At 67.3% G+C, this 17,130-nt stretch carries 11 protein-coding genes; 7 read left to right on the top strand and 4 right to left on the bottom strand.

Annotated features, from left to right (window positions below):
• Positions 1 to 24 precede the first annotated feature (24 nt).
• The 3 genes from FPP74_RS02945 to FPP74_RS02935 form a co-directional block, all read right to left on the bottom strand.
• A complete protein-coding gene (locus FPP74_RS02945) occupies positions 25 to 3,804 on the bottom strand; it encodes a multifunctional oxoglutarate decarboxylase/oxoglutarate dehydrogenase thiamine pyrophosphate-binding subunit/dihydrolipoyllysine-residue succinyltransferase subunit (RefSeq protein WP_144717105.1) in 3,780 nt (1,259 codons plus the stop codon).
• A gap of 115 nt (positions 3,805 to 3,919) precedes the next feature.
• A complete protein-coding gene (locus FPP74_RS02940; RefSeq protein ID WP_144717104.1) occupies positions 3,920 to 7,636 on the bottom strand; it encodes an ABC transporter ATP-binding protein in 3,717 nt (1,238 codons plus the stop codon).
• A 4-nt stretch (positions 7,637 to 7,640) separates the two neighbouring features.
• Positions 7,641 to 8,558, bottom strand: coding sequence for a hypothetical protein (locus tag FPP74_RS02935; RefSeq protein WP_095535106.1), 918 nt, complete (start codon positions 8,556 to 8,558; stop codon positions 7,641 to 7,643).
• 202 nt (positions 8,559 to 8,760) lie between these two features.
• On the opposite strand from FPP74_RS02935, the gene FPP74_RS02930 reads away from it, so the two are divergent.
• The gene (locus tag FPP74_RS02930; protein WP_095535105.1) at positions 8,761 to 10,332 is read left to right on the top strand and encodes a carboxylesterase/lipase family protein; all 1,572 of its coding nucleotides are present in this window, start codon (positions 8,761 to 8,763) and stop codon (positions 10,330 to 10,332) included.
• A gap of 146 nt (positions 10,333 to 10,478) precedes the next feature.
• Positions 10,479 to 11,285: a hypothetical protein gene (locus tag FPP74_RS12145; protein ID WP_095275881.1), complete on the top strand. Its 807-nt coding sequence runs from the start codon at positions 10,479 to 10,481 to the stop codon at positions 11,283 to 11,285.
• Between the two features lie 10 nt (positions 11,286 to 11,295).
• On the opposite strand, the gene FPP74_RS02920 is transcribed toward FPP74_RS12145, so the two are convergent.
• The gene (locus FPP74_RS02920; protein WP_144717103.1) at positions 11,296 to 11,814 is read right to left on the bottom strand and encodes a hypothetical protein; all 519 of its coding nucleotides are present in this window, start codon (positions 11,812 to 11,814) and stop codon (positions 11,296 to 11,298) included.
• A 117-nt stretch (positions 11,815 to 11,931) separates the two neighbouring features.
• On the opposite strand from FPP74_RS02920, the gene FPP74_RS02915 reads away from it, so the two are divergent.
• From FPP74_RS02915 to FPP74_RS02895, 5 genes are all read left to right on the top strand, one after another.
• A complete protein-coding gene (locus FPP74_RS02915) occupies positions 11,932 to 13,146 on the top strand; it encodes an MFS transporter (RefSeq protein ID WP_144717102.1) in 1,215 nt (404 codons plus the stop codon).
• A 1-nt stretch (position 13,147) separates the two neighbouring features.
• Entirely contained in the window at positions 13,148 to 14,143 is a 996-nt protein-coding gene (locus FPP74_RS02910; protein WP_144717101.1) for a nucleoside hydrolase, read from the top strand.
• A 170-nt stretch (positions 14,144 to 14,313) separates the two neighbouring features.
• Complete coding sequence (locus FPP74_RS02905; RefSeq protein WP_095537063.1) at positions 14,314 to 15,090, top strand: glycosyl transferase family 9; 777 nt, start codon at positions 14,314 to 14,316, stop codon at positions 15,088 to 15,090.
• Positions 15,083 to 15,763 (top strand): energy-coupling factor transporter transmembrane component T, encoded by a 681-nt coding sequence (locus FPP74_RS02900; RefSeq protein ID WP_255456042.1) that lies wholly within the window; start codon positions 15,083 to 15,085, stop codon positions 15,761 to 15,763. Before FPP74_RS02905 ends, FPP74_RS02900 begins: the two co-directional genes overlap by 8 nt.
• Positions 15,754 to 16,890 (top strand): ATP-binding cassette domain-containing protein, encoded by a 1,137-nt coding sequence (locus FPP74_RS02895; protein WP_144717100.1) that lies wholly within the window; start codon positions 15,754 to 15,756, stop codon positions 16,888 to 16,890. The genes FPP74_RS02900 and FPP74_RS02895 overlap by 10 nt, the downstream gene beginning before the upstream one ends.
• Positions 16,891 to 17,130 lie beyond the last annotated feature (240 nt).

The raw sequence follows: 17,130 nt of genomic DNA, 5'->3' as shown, positions 1-17,130 counted from the left end.
CGAGGGCCGATGTGCTGCGAGGCGTTACTTGGCGAATGCCTCCTCGAGCAGCGCCTTCTCCTCCTGCTGGTGCACCTTGGCCACACCGGTGGCGGTGGTGGACTGTGCACGGCGGGAGACGCGAACCATCTTCGGCATGTCCGGGATCAGCTCGCGCAGGTGCTCGTTGTAGAACGGCCAAGCGCCCTGGTTGGCGGGCTCGTCCTGGACCCAGCGGATCTCCTTCGCATTCGGGTAGTTGGCAAACGCGTCGCGGAGGCGGTTGAACGGGATCGGGTGGAGCATCTCCACACGGATGATCGCGATGTCGTCGCGGCCGTCCTTCTCGCGCTTCTTCTCCAGCTCCCAATAGATCTTGCCGGAGCAGAGCATGATAGTGGTGACCTTGTCCGTGTCGGCGATCTTCTTGTTGCCGCGCTGGACAAAGTTCGGGTCGTCGATGACGGACTGGAAGCGGTTGACCTCGATGAAGTCAGCCGGCTGGGACACCGCCGCCTTGTTACGCAGCATCGACTTCGGGCTGAAGACGATGAGCGGACGCTTCATCTCACCCATCGCCTGGCGGCGCAGGAGGTGGAAGTGGTTTGCCGGGGTGGACGGCTGCGCGATGGTCATGGAGCCCTCCGCGACGAGCTGCAGGTAGCGCTCGATGCGGGCGGAGGAGTGGTCCGGGCCCTGGCCCTCGTAGCCGTGCGGGAGCAGCAGGGTGAGCGACGACAGCTGGCCCCACTTGGTCTCGCTGGAGGAGACGTACTCGTCGATGATGGTCTGCGCGCCGTTGGCAAAGTCGCCGAACTGCGCCTCCCACGCGACCATGGCGTCCTGGTTGCCCAGGGTGTAGCCGTACTCGAAGCCCATGCCCGCGAACTCGGTGAGGGCGGAGTTGAAGACCTCGAAGCGGCCGCCGTTACCGGACTCGATCGCGTTGTGGTCGAGCGGGTTGTAGGCCTCGCCGTTCTCCGGGTTGTACAGGACCGCGTGGCGCTGGGTGAAGGTGCCGCGCTGGGAGTCCTCGCCCGCCAGGCGGATGAACTTGCCTTCCTCGGCCAGGGAGCCGAAGGCGAGCAGCTCGCCCCAGCCCCAGTCGATGTTGCCGTCCTCAAAGGAGCCGCCGCGCTTCTTCATCACGGACTTCAGGCGCTTGTTGGAGGTGAAGTCCTCTGGCAGGTCCACAAACGCGCCAGCGAGGCGCTTGAAGGTCGCCTCGTCGATGGAGGTATCCAGGCCGTGGGTGAGCTCCTGGGAATCGGTGATGCCGGTCTGCTCGCTCGGGTGGCCCTCGTGCTCCTTGACGTCGGCGAACACGGAGTCCAGCTGATCGTGGAAGTCCTGGGCCGCCTTCTCAGCCTCGTCGGCGTTGATGTCGCCGCGGCCGACGAGGTCCTTGGTGTAGCGGGTACGGACCGAATCGTGGCTGTGGATGCGGTCGTACATCACCGGCTGGGTCACGGTCGGGTCGTCGGCCTCATTGTGGCCACGCAGGCGGTAGCAGATGAGGTCAATGAAGACGTCCTTGCCAAACTCGCGGCGGTACTCGGTAGCCAGCTGGGCAACCCAGGCTGCCGCCTCCGGGTCGTCGCCGTTGACGTGGAAGACCGGGCAGTCGAAGCCCTTGGCCAGGTCGGTGGCGTAGAAGGAGGAACGTCCAGAGTCCGGGGTGGTGGTGAAGCCGATCTGGTTGTTCACCACGATGTGGACGGTGCCGCCGACGGTGTAGCCGGGCAGGCGGGACAGGTTCAGGGTTTCCTGGACCACGCCCAGGCCGGTGAAGGAGGCGTCGCCGTGCAGCATGATGGGCACGACCGGGTGGTCCTCGCGTACGCCGGCTTCCTTGAGGATGTCGGCCTTCGCGCGGGCCATGCCGACGAGGACCGGGTCGACGGCCTCGAGGTGCGACGGGTTAGCGGCCAGGGAGACCTTGATCTCGCCGTCGCCGAACATCTGGATGTGCTCGCCCTGGAAGCCGAGGTGGTACTTCACGTCGCCGGAGCCGCCCTGCTGTGCGGACTGGACGTTGCCCTCAAACTCGTTGAAGATGGTGGCAACCGGCTTGCCCACGATGTTGAACAGCACGTTGAGGCGGCCGCGGTGCGGCATGCCGATGACGACCTCGTCCAGGCCCTGGCCAGCGGCGGTGTCAATGACCGCGTCCATGAGCGGGATAAGGGTCTCGGCGCCCTCGAGCGAGAAGCGCTTCTGGCCGAGGTACTTGGTCTGCAGGAAGTTCTCAAAGGCCTCTGCGGCGTTGAGCTTCTGCAGGATGTACTTCTGCTCGGCGTTGGTGGGCTTCGGCATACCGACCTCGAGGCGGTCGCGCAGCCACTCGCGCTCGTCGCGGTCCATGATGTGGGTGAACTCCGCGCCGATGTGCAGGGTGTAGGCCGCGCGCAGGCGAGACATGACCTCACGCAGCGTCATGGTCTCCTTGCCGCCGAACCCGCCGACGTGGAAGGTGCGGTCCAGGTCCCAGATGGTCAGGCCGTGGGACTCCATGAGCAGGTCGCGGGAGTCCGGCATGGGCAGGCCCGGCTGGTGCCAGCGCAGTGGGTTGGTATCCGCGATGAGGTGGCCGCGGGAGCGGTACGCCTGAATCAGCTGCATCACGCGGGTGTCCTTGTTCACACCGGTGTTGGGCTGGTCCTGTGCCCAGCGCATCGGGGAGAACGGAATTTCCAGGGCGGTAAAGATGTCGTCCCAGAACTTGTCGTCGATAAGCAGCTGCGAGATGTCGCGGAGGAACTCGCCGGATTCCGCGCCCTGGATAACGCGGTGGTCGTAGGTGGAGGTCAGAGTGACCAGCTTGCCCACGCCGAGCTCGGCGAGGCGGTCCTCGGACGCCCCGGCAAACTCAGCCGGGTAGTCCATGGCGCCGACACCGACGATGGTGCCCTGGCCCTTGGTCAGGCGCGGGATGGAGTGGCGGGTGCCAATGCCGCCCGGGTTGGTCAGCTGGATGGTCACACCGGAGAAGTCGTCCATGGTCAGCTTGCCGTCGCGGGCGCGCTTGACGATGTCCTCGTACGCGTCGATGAACTCGTTGAACGCGAGCTTCTCGGTCTCCTTGATGGCGGCGACGACGAGGGAGCGGGAGCCATCCTTGCCCGGCAAGTCGATCGCGAGGCCGAGGTTGATGTGCTCCGGCTGGACGGCGAAGAACTTGTTGCCGTCCTCCTTGTAGTTCTTGTTCATGTCCGGGTGCAGCTTGGCTGCCTGGACGATGGCGTAGCCGATGATGTGGGTGAAGGAGATCTTGCCACCGCGGGTGCGCTTGAGGTGATCGTTCACTAGCGCGCGGTTCTCAAACATGAGCTTGACCGGCATGTCTCGCACGGTCGTCGCCGTCGGGACCTCGAGGGACTCGTTCATGTTCTTAGCAATCGCCTTGAACGCACCCTTGAGCTGGAACTCGCCGGGCTCAACCTCAATGTTGTTGATGTTGTCCAGCGGGGACTTCTTCGGCTTCGGCAACGTTGCCTTCTCCTTGGACGCGGTGGCCTTCGCGGCGGTGGCGGCGCGGTCGATCTGGGTCTCGCGGCCGTCCTGGCTCGGCGCGGCGGTGGAGGAGGAAACCTTCGGGTCGGTCTTCGCCGTCTCCTGCTTCGCAGCCGGCGCAGCGGAGGCCTTGGCGGCCTTGGGCGCCTGCTGAGCCTTCGACGCCTGCTGAGCCTTCGGTGCCTTGGGAGCACCCTCTGCATCGAAGAGCTTGCGCCATTCCGGATCAACGGAATCCGGGTTCTCCTGGTACTGCTGGAACATCTCGTCAACCAGCCAGCTGTTCTGGCCGAACGTGTTATCGCTGCTCACGGCAGGTCCTCGCCTCTTTCTGTCGGGTCTTTACTCGAACTAAATCTTGACTGTAATTCGCTTGATAGCCAGAGCGTTAAAACTCTCTCGCATTCTTCCACGACGCCACCATGGCCTACCCCCGATTTCGGTTGACTGCCCACATCCGGGCATATTTTCCGTCCGATTTCAGGAGGGTCTCGTGGGAACCATCTTCTATGATACGTCCTCCTTCAACGACAACTATGCGGTCGGCCCGTTGCGCGGTGAGCAAACGGTGCGCGACGATGATGGAGGTTCTCCCAGCAGTGGTACGACCAGCAGCGTTGAGGACGGCGTGCTCGGTGGCCGGGTCAAGCGTTGCGGTCGCCTCGTCCAGCAACACCACATCTGGGTGGAGCAGTTCCGCCCGCGCCAGCGCAATAATTTGCCGTTGCCCCGAGCTGAGCCCGCGGCCGCGCTCGCCGACCGAGGCGCAGAACCCGCCGGAGATCGCCGCGATGACGCCGAGGGCGCCGAGCCGGCGCACCGCGTCTTCGATCTCAGCCCGCGAGGCGCCCGGCGCGCCGTACGCGATGTTGTCGGCCACGGTGCCGGGGAAAAGATAGGACTCCTGGGGCACCTGCGCGAGCGCGCGCCGCCATGCCGGCAGCGGGAACTCGGCGATGTCCGTGCCTGAGGCGGTGATCCGCCCGGCGGTCGGGTCGTAGAAGCGAGCCAGCAGCTTGACCACGGTCGACTTGCCCGCGCCCGTCGGCCCCACCAGGGCAACGGTCTCGCCGGGCCGTAGGTCGAGGTCCAGGTCTTTCACCACCAGGGTTGGGGTGTCGCGCTTGTCGACGCCCCCGTAGCCGAAGCTCACGCCCTCGAGGGCAAGCGGACCGCGGGCGGCGTCGGCGGCGCGCGGGTTGGTGCCGGTATCGGGCACGGTTGTGCGCTCCGCCAGAAGCTCCGTGATGCGGTCGAAGCTGACGGTTGCCTGCTGCCAGGAGTCAAAGATCTGGCCCAGTTGCTGAATCGGCCCGTAGAGCTGGCCGAGGTACATGGTGAAAGCGACGAGTACGCCGACGGAGAGGTCGCCCTCGGACACGCGCGTCGCGCCCACGCCGACGACGGCGGCGGTCATGATCTGCGAGATGGCCTGCATGCCCGGGAAGTAGGCGGCGAGGAGCGTCACGGAGCGCATACGGAGGCGTCGATAGGCGAGCGAAGCGTCTGTGAACGCCGCCTCGGCGCGGCGCTCCGCGGTGTACATCTGCGTGACGCGGATGCCGCCGATGAGCTCGGCGAAATCGCCGTTGACCACCGAGATCTGGGCGCGGGCGGCCGTGAAGTAGCGTCGCGAGAGGCGGCGGAAGATGAGCGTGGCGACGACGATGACGGGCACCGCGCTCATCGCGGTGAGCGTGAGCTGGCCGTCCGTGGCAAGCAGCATGGCGGAGACGCCGACGAGGCTGCCCACCGCCACGATCGCTTGCGCCAGCCCGGTCTGGAGGAAGCTAGAGAGGGTGTCAATGTCCGTGGTCAGGCGGGTGATGATGCGCCCGGACAGGTGCCGCTCGAAAAAGCTCAGCCCCAGCTGCTGCAGGTGCGCGTAGGTGCGCAGGCGCAGGCCGTAGAGGAGCCGCTCGCCGGAGCGGGAGGACAGGACGGTCAGGCACGCGTCGGCGGCCCAGCCGATGAGGACGACGGCGAGCGTCGCGCCCGCGATGGCACAGAGCGCGCGGAAGTCGTTCGGTGCGATGCCGCGGTCGATCGAGGCGCGGATGAGCGTGGGAAACGCGAGGTCGGCGAGCACGCCGACGATGAGGAGCGCGACGCTGCCTGCGATCAGCCAGCGCACCGCGCGGAAGAGCTGCGAAACCTTGAACTCGTTGCCGCTGCCCGTCGGGGTGCGCAGCCGCGCAAGCGTCGCCTCGTTGAGGTTCGGCTGCTCTCGCGCGGGCGGGAGCTTTGCGACGTCAGCCAGCAACCCAGCATCAGCCATGATGGTATGCCGACCGCCCCCGCTGCTGGTCGCGCGGGCGGCGGATGCCGCGGCCAGGTCGGGGTTCGCGGATGTGGAGTGCTCGTCCGGCCAGAGCAGGTGCTCGGGCGCCTCCGCGCTCGCGGGGGCCTGCGTCGCCTCGGGGGTCATGAGTGCGCGGTAGGCGGGTGTGGCGACGACGTCCGCGCGGGGGCCGTGCTCGGTGACGCGGCCGGCGTCGAGGATGAGGACGGTGTCGGCATGATCGACCGTGGATTGGCGGTGGGCCACTGTGAGGACGGCGACGTCGCCGAGCTCGGTGCGAAGGTTGTGCAGGATCTCGGCTTCGGTGATGGCGTCGATGGCGCTGGTGGCGTCGTCAAGCACGAGCACCCGCGGCTGCGAGAGGAGCGCGCGGGCGAGGGCGACGCGCTGGCGCTGCCCGCCGGACAGGGTGAGCCCGCGCTCGCCGACGAGCGTGTCGTAGCCGTCGTCGAGGCGCTCGATGAACTCGTCCGCGCGAGCCAGCCGGGCCGCGCGGTGCACCGCCTCCGTGAGCGCCTCGCCCGATAGCGCCGCGGGCGCGCCGAGGGCGATGTTGTCAAAGACGGAGAAGGAGAAGAGGAAGGCGTCGTCGAAGACGCAGGTCACCCGGTCGCGGAGGTCCTCCTGCGCAAGGTCGGAGTAGGGGGTCGTGGCCAGGGAGGCGTCGACAAGCGCGCACTGCCCGGAATCGGGGGTGTAAAAGCCGCCGGCAAGTTGCACGGCCATGGTCTTGCCGGCACCGGGTGGGCCGACGACGGCGAGGGTTTCGCCCGGGGAGACGGTGAAGCTGACGTCGTTAAGCACTGTGGTCCCGCCGTTGGAGAAACGCACGCGGTCGAACGCGAGCCCGACGGGGCCTTCCGGGACGCTGCTGCCCGCGGGCTCCGGTGAGTGCGGGGCGAGGGCGAGGACCTCGTCGAGGCGGTCGAAGCTGCTCATACCCATCTGCAGGCGCACGTACTGGTTGGTCAGCATGGACATCGACGAGGTCAGTGACGTCAAATACGTGGTGAACGCCACGAACGCGCCGATGGTGATGCCGCCGCGCATCACAATCAGCCCCGCCGCGACGATCGTGATGACCAGCGCAATCTTGGGAAGCTGCGACAACAGCGGCTGGAAGCGGGCAGTCAGTTTCGCCGCGCGCATCTTCACCGCGTACAGCTCGCGGCCAAGCGCATCAAGCTTATCGACGCTCCTTCGCTCCCCGCCGAACGCCTTGACCACCCGCACCCCGGAGACGGTCTCTTCCACGTGCTCCGCCAAATCCGCCGTGGCCTGCTGGTTCACCCACGTGGCGGCGTAGAGCGCCTTCCGGGAGCGGTTCGCCTCCCACAAAATCAGCGGCAGCAGGCACAGCGCCATCGCCGTCAGCGACAGATTCATACCCACCATGACGACGAGCGTGCCGACCAGCTGCATTGCGCGGGTGAAGAACATGGGCGTTTGGCCCAGGACCATGGCGTACTGGTTGAGGTCCGAAATCGAGCGGGCCACGATCTGGCCGGTGACAATCGCGTCCTGCCCGTTGCCATCCAGCCGGTGCATCGTGCGCAGCAGTTCCACGCGAAGCCAGTGCTGGGAGGTGGCGGAGAGCCGGCCCGACGCCCAGCGGCGCACCGCGCCCAGCGCATACGTGACCAGCGCGACGCCAACCATCGTCCACGCGGTACGCGAGACCGAGCCGGTGGCGTTGCCCGTGGCGATGTCCACCGCGCGCCCCGTCAGCGCGGGGAGGAGGACCTGCAACACCGCTGCGGCCGCAGCGGTGGAAAACGCGAGCGCCGCCGTGACCGGGGTGGCGGTCAGCGAGCGGCGGAACAGGGGGAAGCCGTGGGGCACGGCGCTACTTGGTTGCTTCGATGGCGGCGTCGACCTGCGCGCGCTCCTCCGCGTCGTTTTTGCCGCGGCCGAAAATGTTGAGGATCCACTGCGCGAAGCGCTTCGGGTCGACGCTCAGGCCCTGAGAGTCCTGCCCGTCGTCCTTCTTCGGCGGGAGCGGGGTAGCGAACGCGTCCGGCACCGGGTCGAGCGACTGGCCGACGCGCTTGATCACCTCATCCGCAAGCTTGCGGTTTGCCGTGGTGCCAGCGACCGCGCCGAGACCCAGCGGGAGGAGTTTGCCAATCCAGGCGCGGCGCATCTTCTTTCGCACCTGCTTCAGTGCGGCCTTGGTGAGCATGTTGTTTGCCTCAGCCAGGCCCGGGCCGGAGAAGCGTGCGAGCGTGGACTTGGACGGCAGGCGCGAGGCGTTCTCGCCGACGAACGTGTCCACGATTGCGAGGCCCTCGGTGCACACCAGGGTGGTGAGCACCATTGCGCGGCGCTGCTCAGGGTCGGCCGGATCGTCGCCACGCAGGTACGCGGACGCGACGGTGTAGAAGGCGGCCAGGTCCAGGAACAGGACGGACTCGCCGGCTACTGCCGCGCTGCCGGAGATCAGGCCGACGCCCGGGACCGCGGCGGCGGCACCGACGCCAGCGCCGGTAGCGGAGACGGTGTTGCGGAAGTGCGCGTCCATGCGTTTCTGCACGTCCTGCGGGGTTGCGTCCGTGTCCTGGCGACGCAGCCAGTCCACGTACGCGCGGATGGTGCCGGTCTGGAGCGAGACGGCCTTGTCCACGGAGCTGATGAAGGCGCGGGCGATCGGGCCGGCGCCTTCGGCCAGCTGCGCACCGTTGGCGGCAGTGACGTCGCTGGTATCGCTGGCATTGCCTTCGCGGTTCGTGCTGTCCTTGTCGTTGTTGCGGCCAAACAGTCCCATGCTTTCCTCCTCCGGGGCGAGCCCGATTGTGTGATGTTGCAAACCTATTGTGCACGTTTCGGCCGAACGCTCGGTGATTGCTCGTGCTCACCTGGGCGGTCGGACCGAGTTCCGCACGGTATAGCGTTGCGCGTGCGGTTTCCATTCCCGGCGCCGTTGAGCGTCGCTGTGCGCGACCGCGTTCGCGTCTAGGGTGGGGGCTATGTCGAGCGCTGATCAACCGGTGGTGACCACAAGTGCCGGTCGCGTGCGCGGAATTGTCGACCCGGACACGGGGGTCCGCACCTGGCGCGGCGTGCCGTACGGCGCGACCACCGAGGGCGCGGGGCGATTCCGTGCGCCCCGCCCGGTTGAGTCGTGGACCGGGGTGCGCGACGCGAGCGCCTTTTCGCCCCCGGCCATGCAGGGGTTCTTCGGCTGGACGGACAACGTCATCGGCACGGAGGACTGCCTCACGTTGGACATCGTGCGCCCCGACAACGACGAGGAGTTGCCGGTGGTGGTGTACTTCCACGGCGGAACCTTTGTCACGGGGTCGAGCCACGAGAAGGTTCTCCAGGGGCACTACCTGACGAAGACGACGGACATCGTCTACATCTCGGTCAACTTTCGCCTGGGCGTGTTCGGGTACTTGGACTACCGCACGCTCGGCGAGGACTGCGTGGCCAACCCGGCGCTCTTGGACCAGATCCTCGCCCTGCGCTGGGTCCACGACAACGCGGCCGGGTTCGGCGGCGACCCCGGCCGCGTCACCGTCATGGGCGAGTCCGCGGGTGGCGCGGCGGTGATCCACCTGATGTGCGCCCCGGCTGCGCGGGGGCTGTTCCACCGCGCGATTGCACAGTCGCCGCCCGTTGCCAGCGTGCACTCCCGCGTGCAGGCGGCGATGTGGGTGCGCAAGCTGATCAAGGATATGGGCTTGCCCAGCCAGACCACGTTGGAGGCGCTGCGCGAGGCTGACGCCGAGGCACTGGTGCGGGTCGGGCAATCGATGCTGCTCAACCGCAAAGAGCTCGTCCAGTTCAACACCAGCTTCATGCCCACCGTGGATACGCACACGCTTCCCGCGCACCCGATCGACGTGTTCCAATCCGGTGCCCAGGCGCCGGTCCCGCTGATCATCGGCACGAACGCGGACGAGGCCAGTTTTGCCAAGGCGCTGTACCAGACGAACAAGTCGCGCCTGCGCGCGGCGCGCCGGGCGCTGAGCGTCTACGACCCCGACAACGCCGAGGCAGTGCTGGAGACCTACGACTTTGTGGACGATCGCCGGAAGTTTGCCGCCCTCATCGCGGACGCGGTCTTCTGGGCGCCGTCGGTGATGCTGGCAACCGAGCATCGTCGCACGGCCCCGACCTGGATGTACCGCTTTGACTACGCGTCGACCACGATGCGCCGGATCGGGCTCGGCGCCATGCACACCTCGGACCTGGCGGCGGTGTTCGGCGATGCGAAGGCAACCCGCGCTTCCAAGTTCGACCCGTTCCAGCCGCGCGAGGAATTCGACGAGGTCAGCGCCGCCATGCAGTTCCACTGGGGCTCCTTCTTCCACAACGCGCATCCGGGCGAGAAGTGGCCGGTCTACGGTTTCCGCAGCGACACGGAGCCCGGCCGCGCGACCGCGATCTTCGCGGCGAAGTCCTCCGTGGAGTACGACCCCAAGGCGGCGCAGCGCCGCGCGTGGGAGGGCTTTGACATGCGCGAATGGGGCATGCACAGGCAGGACCTGGTGGAAACGCTCACCGATTCCATCGCCGACGAGGGCAACGCTTAGCGACGCCACCGCCACCCCCTCTACACACCTCCCAGCAATTTCCACCGCGCGTGCACCCGTGCTTTGTGCGCGTCGGCCGACGGCGCGGCGAATTCCTGGCTAGGCTGGGGCAGGCCTGGACTGGAGAGTGGAAGGAAACCGCCGCCATGAGCTTTTTCGAGGACATTGCAGCCAGCCTTGACCGTGAAGGGATTGAATCCCGGGTACACGACGACACCATGTTCGTGCCCATCACGTCCGAGGTGGAAATCCAGTTTGTAGAAATCGACCCGCTCCTGCCCGCAGCCAATGTGTACATTGCCGCCGCGGACGTGGACGAGGACGATGAAGAATTTGAGGCCGCGCTCGTCGCCGTCGTCTTCTCCGTGGAAAGCGCCGTGGAGACCGTGGCAGAGCACATGGCCACCGACCAGGTGATTACCGTGCTGCGCGACCTCCTCGAGGCTACGGACGAGCGCATCGAGGACCTGGAGTTCTTCCCGGATCGCGTCAACAGCCAGCTGGTGCGCGCCGAGGTCGGCGAAAGCGCCGAGCTGCAGGTCCAGGTCGAGGTGGTGCAGGGGACCGCCACCGCGACGGTCGAGTTCATCGCGCTGTCGGACAACTACGACGACCTCATGGACGACGCGATCGGCGAACTCTGGGAGTCCGACGGCGACGCAGAGCTGACCGAGGAGGATCGACTGCGCCTGTTCGAGACCATCCACAGCGAAGCGGTGTCCGAGGCGGAAATGCTCAGCCTCGGCACGTTCACCGACTTCGACCGGCTCTTCGACGTCCTGTCGCTTGCCGCTGACCAGGCGGAGGAGTGGGAAGGCCAGCTCCTCCCGCTGGAAGACGACGAGGACGAGCCCGACATCTACGACATCTTCGGCCACGACGACGTCGAAGATGATGAAGACGACGACTTCGATGAGGAAGACGACGAGGACGACGGAGACGACGAGGACTAGCCCGGGCGGGCTACGCCGCCGCGAGACCCTCAAACATGGAGGACGGTGACAGTACCGGGACGAAGTCGCCGTCGGTGAGCCAGACGTAGCTGGCCGCGCGGGGTGACGGAAGCTCGTGGACGGCGCCCGCGGCGTCGATAGGCAAAAGCGCGCGCACCCACCCTTCGGCGACGCGGCGGTCCGTGGGGAGTCCGGAGGGGTCGGTGACGCGTACCTCGATGAGAAACGCGGGCACTCGGTCCTCGCCGTACCCGCGGACTCTTGCCTGCGCGCGTGGGCCGACGCGGCGCCGCGAGATGGCGATGGTGAGGTCGGTGGTGTGACCGAGGCGGGGGAGCCGTTTTGTCGGTGGGCGCCACCGCGCAGTGGGCCGCGCGAGCGAGCGCGGGTGGTGGATCATCGCCGTGAGCTGCTGGAGCGTGTGCGTTTCGCGCTCGCGGATGTGCGCGGCGTACTCAGTGGGCAGCGGGGCGCAGTAGTCGGAAGGCTGGGCGGGGGCGGTGTGCGTTTTGCTTGTGAAGTTCAACATGCCTGGCACTCTAAAAGGAGAGATGAACACGGCACCGCACAAATTAGAACACAGTGGCGAACGTGTGGTTGTTCTTGCAGTTTGCTCGCTTGGCGCGTGGGTTTAGGCTGTTTCCCGATGACCCCTACGCCCGAACCTCAGCAGCAGCCGCACACACCGCCACGGCCGGCCATCCCGCGCACCATCTGGGTGCTCGTGGGGGCGGCCTTCCTCATTGCTCTCGGGTACGGATTTATCGCCCCGATCCTGCCGCAGTTCACCGCGAGCTTCGGCGTGTCCATGGCCGCGGCCGGCGCGGTCGTCTCCGTGTTTGCTGCTGCGAGGCTCATCGGCGCGCCCGGTGCGGGCATGCTCGTGGACAAGCTCGGCTCGCGGCCGGTCTACATCACGGGCGTGAGTGTGGTGGCGGCTGCGACGTTTTTCGTGGCGTTTGCCACCGCGTACTGGCAGATCTTTGTGCTGCGCTTCATCGCGGGGTTCGGCTCAACCATGTTTACGTTGTCGGCGCAGGCGCTCATTGTGCGGGTGACGCACCCCTCGATACGCGGCCGCGCCAACGCGATCTATTCGTCAGCGTTCCTGTTGGGCAACATCATCGGCCCCATCATCGGTGCAGCCCTGTCTTTCCTTGGCTTCCGCATCCCGTTCGCGGTCTACGGGCTGATGGTGGGCGTTGCCGCGCTGTTCGTGTGGGTGGCTACGCACAACCCGCAGGGGAGGGCGCAGTTGCCGCCGCCGCTGCCGCCGATGCAGCTGTCCAGCGCGCTGCGCATGCCCACGTACCAGAGCCTGCTGTCCTCGGCATTTGCGCACGGCTGGGTCAACTTTGGCACCCGCGTGTCCATCCTGCCGTTGTTCGCCGCAGCGGTGTTTGCCAACGGTGGGGCGGCCGCAGGGTTTGCGCTCACCGCGTTTGCGTTCGGCACCGCGGTTACGCTGCAGTTCTCCGGCAGGCTCGCGGATAAGCACGGGCGCAAGCCACTTATCGTTGCCGGCTTGATCACTACCGCCGTGTTTACCGGCTCGATGGGGCTGGCCACCGGCGTCGTGCCGCTGCTCGTCCTGTCCGCGCTTGCGGGTGTGGGCAGCGGGTTGATCGGCCCGGCGCAGCAGGCGTCGCTCGCGGACATCATTGGGAATCACCGCTCCGGCGGCAAGGTGCTCTCCACGTTCCAGATGGCGCAGGACGCGGGCCAGATCTTCGCGCCGATTGTGGTGGGGCTGCTCGCCCAGGCCTTTGGGTTTGGCGTAGCGTTTGTGGCCTGCGCGGGGATTGCGGTGGCGTCGATAGGCGTCTGGCTCACGCGCGGAACTGAGACGAAGGAGACTTAGGATGAGAGTGCTGCTGGACTGCGACCCCGGCATCGACGACACGTTCGCGCTGACCTACCTCACCGCCGCGCACCACGCCGGCGAGCTGGAGCTGGACTGCGTGACCACGACCGCGGGCAACGTTGAGGCCGAGCAATGCGCGCAGAATGCCGCGTGGGTGCTTGCGCAGTGCAACCTGCCAGCGATCCCCGTGGCCGCAGGCGAGCCGCAGCCACTCGAGCTTGCGCTGACCACCACCCCGGAAACCCACGGCGAGACGGGCTTGGGCTACGCGCACGCGCCCGCGCGCCACGTGGCGACAGATTGGGACATGCTCTGGTGCGACGCCATCGAGCGCGGCACCGAGGACCTCCACCTCATCGTCACCGGCCCCATGACCAACCTCGCCGTGTTTGCGCGCCGCCACCCGCGCCACTTCGCGCAGCTGCGTCACATCACGGTGATGGGCGGCAGTGTGAACTATCCCGGGAACACCACTCCGACCGCCGAGTGGAACTTCTGGGTCGACCCGCACGCCGCGCAGGAGGTCTTCGCTCGCACCCCGGTGCCCATCACGCTGTGCTCGCTGGGCGTGACCGAGCAGATGCTGCTGGACCCGCCGCGCCTCGATCGGCTCGTCGAAGCGCTGGGGGAGACGCCGATCGCGTCCGCGCTGCCGGAGATTACGCGTTTCTACTTCGAGTTCCACGAGGACGTCGGCGAGGGCTACCGCGCCCAGCTCCACGACCTGCTCACCGTGCTCATCGCGCTCGGTCGCGTCGACACCGCCGCCGCCGAGGCCACCATCGACGTCGAATCCGCAAGCGAGCTCATGCGCGGCACCGTCGCCGCCGACCTGCGCGGCATGTGGGAGCGCGAGCCCAACGCGCGCGTGGTCACCTCGGCGGACATTCCCAGCGCTTGGGCGCTTGTCGACGCCGCGTACTCCCTCCACGCACGCTTCACCGCAGGAGACGAGCAGCTCAAGGCGGGGTATCACCTCAAGGCGGAGGAATAGCTGGTATACTTTCGCCGTCTGCTTCGCCGAGGTGACATAGGCGAAACCCTGTCGACCACAGGACCAGTTTCCCCTTTCCCACGTATTTACCCCTGGAGAACCCCATGTCGCACGATACCGATGACCGCCTGCCGTTTCCGCCCAAAGGGCCGGTGAAGCCCCCGACCGACATGGCGCTTGGAGACTGGACCCTGCCACAGCGCCTCCTCGTCATCGCTGGCGCCCTGTGCATCGCCGCGACCTGGGCGTACCTCGTGCTGGTCCGCCCGAGCAGCTGGGACAGCGTCGGTGGATCCACCGAAGCGATCATCACCCTGTGCGGTTACGGGCTGGGCACCGTCCTGCTGCTCGCGGCGACGCTGCCCATGCTTCCGGCGCGCACGCTGGGCCTGATCCCGCTGGCCATCCTCATCAACTCCGTCGTGGGGCAGATCGTCGGCTCGATCGGGCTGCCGCTTTACCTGGACACGATCGGCACCGTGCTCGTCGCCGCGCTCGCCGGGCCGATCGCCGGCCTGACCACCGGCGCGCTCAACAACGTCGTCTGGGGGCTGCTCAACCCGGTGGCGCTCCCGTTCGCGGCGGGTTCCGCGCTCGTCGGGTACCTCGCGGGCGTGTTCATCCACCGGTTGCACGCGCTGCACTCGATATTCACGGTGGTTGGCTACGGCATGCTGCTGGGCCTGGTCGGCGGCGCCGTCGCCGCGCCGGTGGCCGCGTTCGTGTTCGGTGGCACCGCGGGCGTAGGCACCGGTGCGCTCGTGTCGCTCTTCCGCGAGATGGGCGGATCGCTCATCGCGTCGGTGACCACGCAGGCGTTCCTCTCGGACCCGCTGGACAAGGTGATCGTCCTCGCGATCGCCTACGTGACGGTGCGGGCGTTGCCGCGGAAGACAGTTCAGGCGTTCGCGCCGCGTCGAAAAGCGCACTCCGCGCAGCGTGATTAATCCTCTCACGGCGCTGGCGGCGGGGGCGTGCGGGTGGATCCTGGTCCTCGGACTGAATTCGCCCGTGGTGTCGCTGGCCATGACGGCTGTCGCGTGCGTGCTCGGGGTGTGGCGCACGCGCAACGCCTCGGTGCCGGCGACGACGGTGGCACTCGCCGTGCCCGTCGGGCTGTCCATGCTGCTCATCCACGCGCCGTACGGCAGCGAGCGCATCGCCCCACTGCTCACCGCGGACGGCCTGGCGGTGGGCGCGGCGCTGGCGGCGCGATTCTGCGCGTTGATGGCGTGCATGCTCGCCGCCGTCGCGTACGTCCGCATCCCCGAGCTGGTCAAGGCGCTGCAGGTGCTGCCCGGCGGAAACAAGCTGGCGTACATCGCGGGTGCGACGCTGCAGCTCGTCCCGCACGGCAGCGCGCAGGTGAAGGTGGTGCGCGACGCGCAGGCGCTCAAGCGCGCGCCGGTGCACGCGCGAAACGTGGTGACGCGCCTGATCATGCCGGTGCTCACCGCGCTGCTCAGCCAGGGCGCGAGCCGCGGCGCGGCGTTGGAAACCGCCGGCTATGACTTGCAGGGGAAGCGCACGGTGCTACGGCCGGTGCCGGACTCCGCGGTGCAGAAGGCGCTGCGGATCGTCGCCCCGATCGCGTGCGTGGTGGTGGTCGTATGGATCTGACGCTGCTGCAGCGCGCGCTGAGCACGCACGACCGCGTGCAGGTCATCGGCGCGTCCGGCTCCGGGATGTCGCAGCTGGCAAACCAGCTGCACGAGGAGTGGCCGAACGTCGGCGTCGTGGGCCAGGACGCCGCGGCGCACGTGACGTACCTGCGCGAGACGGTGATCGAGGAAGTCGCGATCAGCCTGGAGCAGCGCGGTATAGCCCGCGAGGAGATGCAGGCACGCTGCGAGCGAATCCTTGCGCGGACCGGGCTTTCGCACCTGTCTGAGCGTCACCCGGCGACGTTGTCTGGTGGCGAGACTCGCCGCCTCGCGATCGCGTGCGTCGCGGTGCTTGAGCCGGAGCTACTTGTGCTGGATTGCCCGTTCGCGGGCCTCGATGCGGAATCCGCCCGCCTGATTGAACAGCTCGTCGCCTCCTCCCGCGCGCTGGTGCTTGGCTATCAACCACGCGAGATTGGTGGCGCGCAGCTCGGCATTATCGACGCCACACTCACCCCGAATCCGCACCTCACCCCAGTTTCGCTTCCCAGTCCCGTCGAACCGCAGCCTGACCGAATCGACCTCGGTGCCGTAACCGCGGGCCGCCAGGCACCGCAGCGCAAGTGGTGGCATTTTCGTGAGAAACGCGGCGAGCAGTTCCAGGTCGGTCCGGTCGAGCTCGCGCCACGCCGCGGTGGGGTGGTGTGGCTGCGCGGCCACAATGGGTCGGGCAAGACGACGTTGTTGCGCGCGCTTGCCGGCCTTGACGGAAATCCTCCCCAGCCGGTCGGCGTCTCGCTTGCGCTGCAGCGCGTGGCTGAGCAGGTCGTGGAGACCACGCTCGCGGAGTTCGCCGGCGGCGACGATGCAACGCACCCGCTTGACCTTCCGCAGGCGCAGCTACGGGTCGCCCAATTGCGCCAGGTCTTCGCCCAAGGCCGGGAGCTCGTGCTTATCGACGAACCCGATACCTCACTCGACGCCACCGGCCGCACCCAGGCGCACCACGTCATCGCGGACGGCCTGCGCGCAGGCCAAGCGGTGATCCTCACCTGCCACGACGAGAGCTTTGTCGACGAGGTCGCAGCCTACGCGGAGGTGGAACCGGTCGTGCTCAAGGCACAAGGGCATAAGTCTTATTAGACGTGTGTTTTGGATGCGCTTTTTGGGTTGACCGCTGCGGTTTCGAGTTCGTTCTCGCAGCAGCAGGACCCGAGCGTGTTCAGTTGCCGGCGACCGAGCCGAGCACTCCGCGCGTGGGGGTGACTCATCATGGGATGGGTATGCCACCGTGCGGTTGCCTGGGCCGGCTGCGGATGTGCAGGCGTATTTGATGCGGCGAAAAATGATGTGGTTGGATGACACGGTGATAGGTGCCTGAAG

This window comes from Corynebacterium sp. NML180780 (genome assembly GCF_007786415.1).
In the GTDB taxonomy this organism is placed as follows: domain Bacteria; phylum Actinomycetota; class Actinomycetes; order Mycobacteriales; family Mycobacteriaceae; genus Corynebacterium; species Corynebacterium gottingense.
This window is presented reverse-complemented; position numbering and strand designations above follow the sequence as displayed.

Excerpts from the sequence above, each read along its gene's own strand:
- FPP74_RS02935 (WP_095535106.1), bottom strand. The coding sequence starts at position 8,558 with ATGGGACTGTTTGGCCGCAACAACGACAAGGACAGCACGAACCGCGAA.
- FPP74_RS02930 (WP_095535105.1), top strand. The coding sequence starts at position 8,761 with ATGTCGAGCGCTGATCAACCGGTGGTGACCACAAGTGCCGGTCGCGTG.
- FPP74_RS12145 (WP_095275881.1), top strand. The coding sequence starts at position 10,479 with ATGAGCTTTTTCGAGGACATTGCAGCCAGCCTTGACCGTGAAGGGATT.
- FPP74_RS02920 (WP_144717103.1), bottom strand. The coding sequence starts at position 11,814 with ATGTTGAACTTCACAAGCAAAACGCACACCGCCCCCGCCCAGCCTTCC.
- FPP74_RS02915 (WP_144717102.1), top strand. The coding sequence starts at position 11,932 with ATGACCCCTACGCCCGAACCTCAGCAGCAGCCGCACACACCGCCACGG.
- FPP74_RS02910 (WP_144717101.1), top strand. The coding sequence starts at position 13,148 with ATGAGAGTGCTGCTGGACTGCGACCCCGGCATCGACGACACGTTCGCG.
- FPP74_RS02905 (WP_095537063.1), top strand. The coding sequence starts at position 14,314 with ATGGCGCTTGGAGACTGGACCCTGCCACAGCGCCTCCTCGTCATCGCT.
- FPP74_RS02895 (WP_144717100.1), top strand. The coding sequence starts at position 15,754 with ATGGATCTGACGCTGCTGCAGCGCGCGCTGAGCACGCACGACCGCGTG.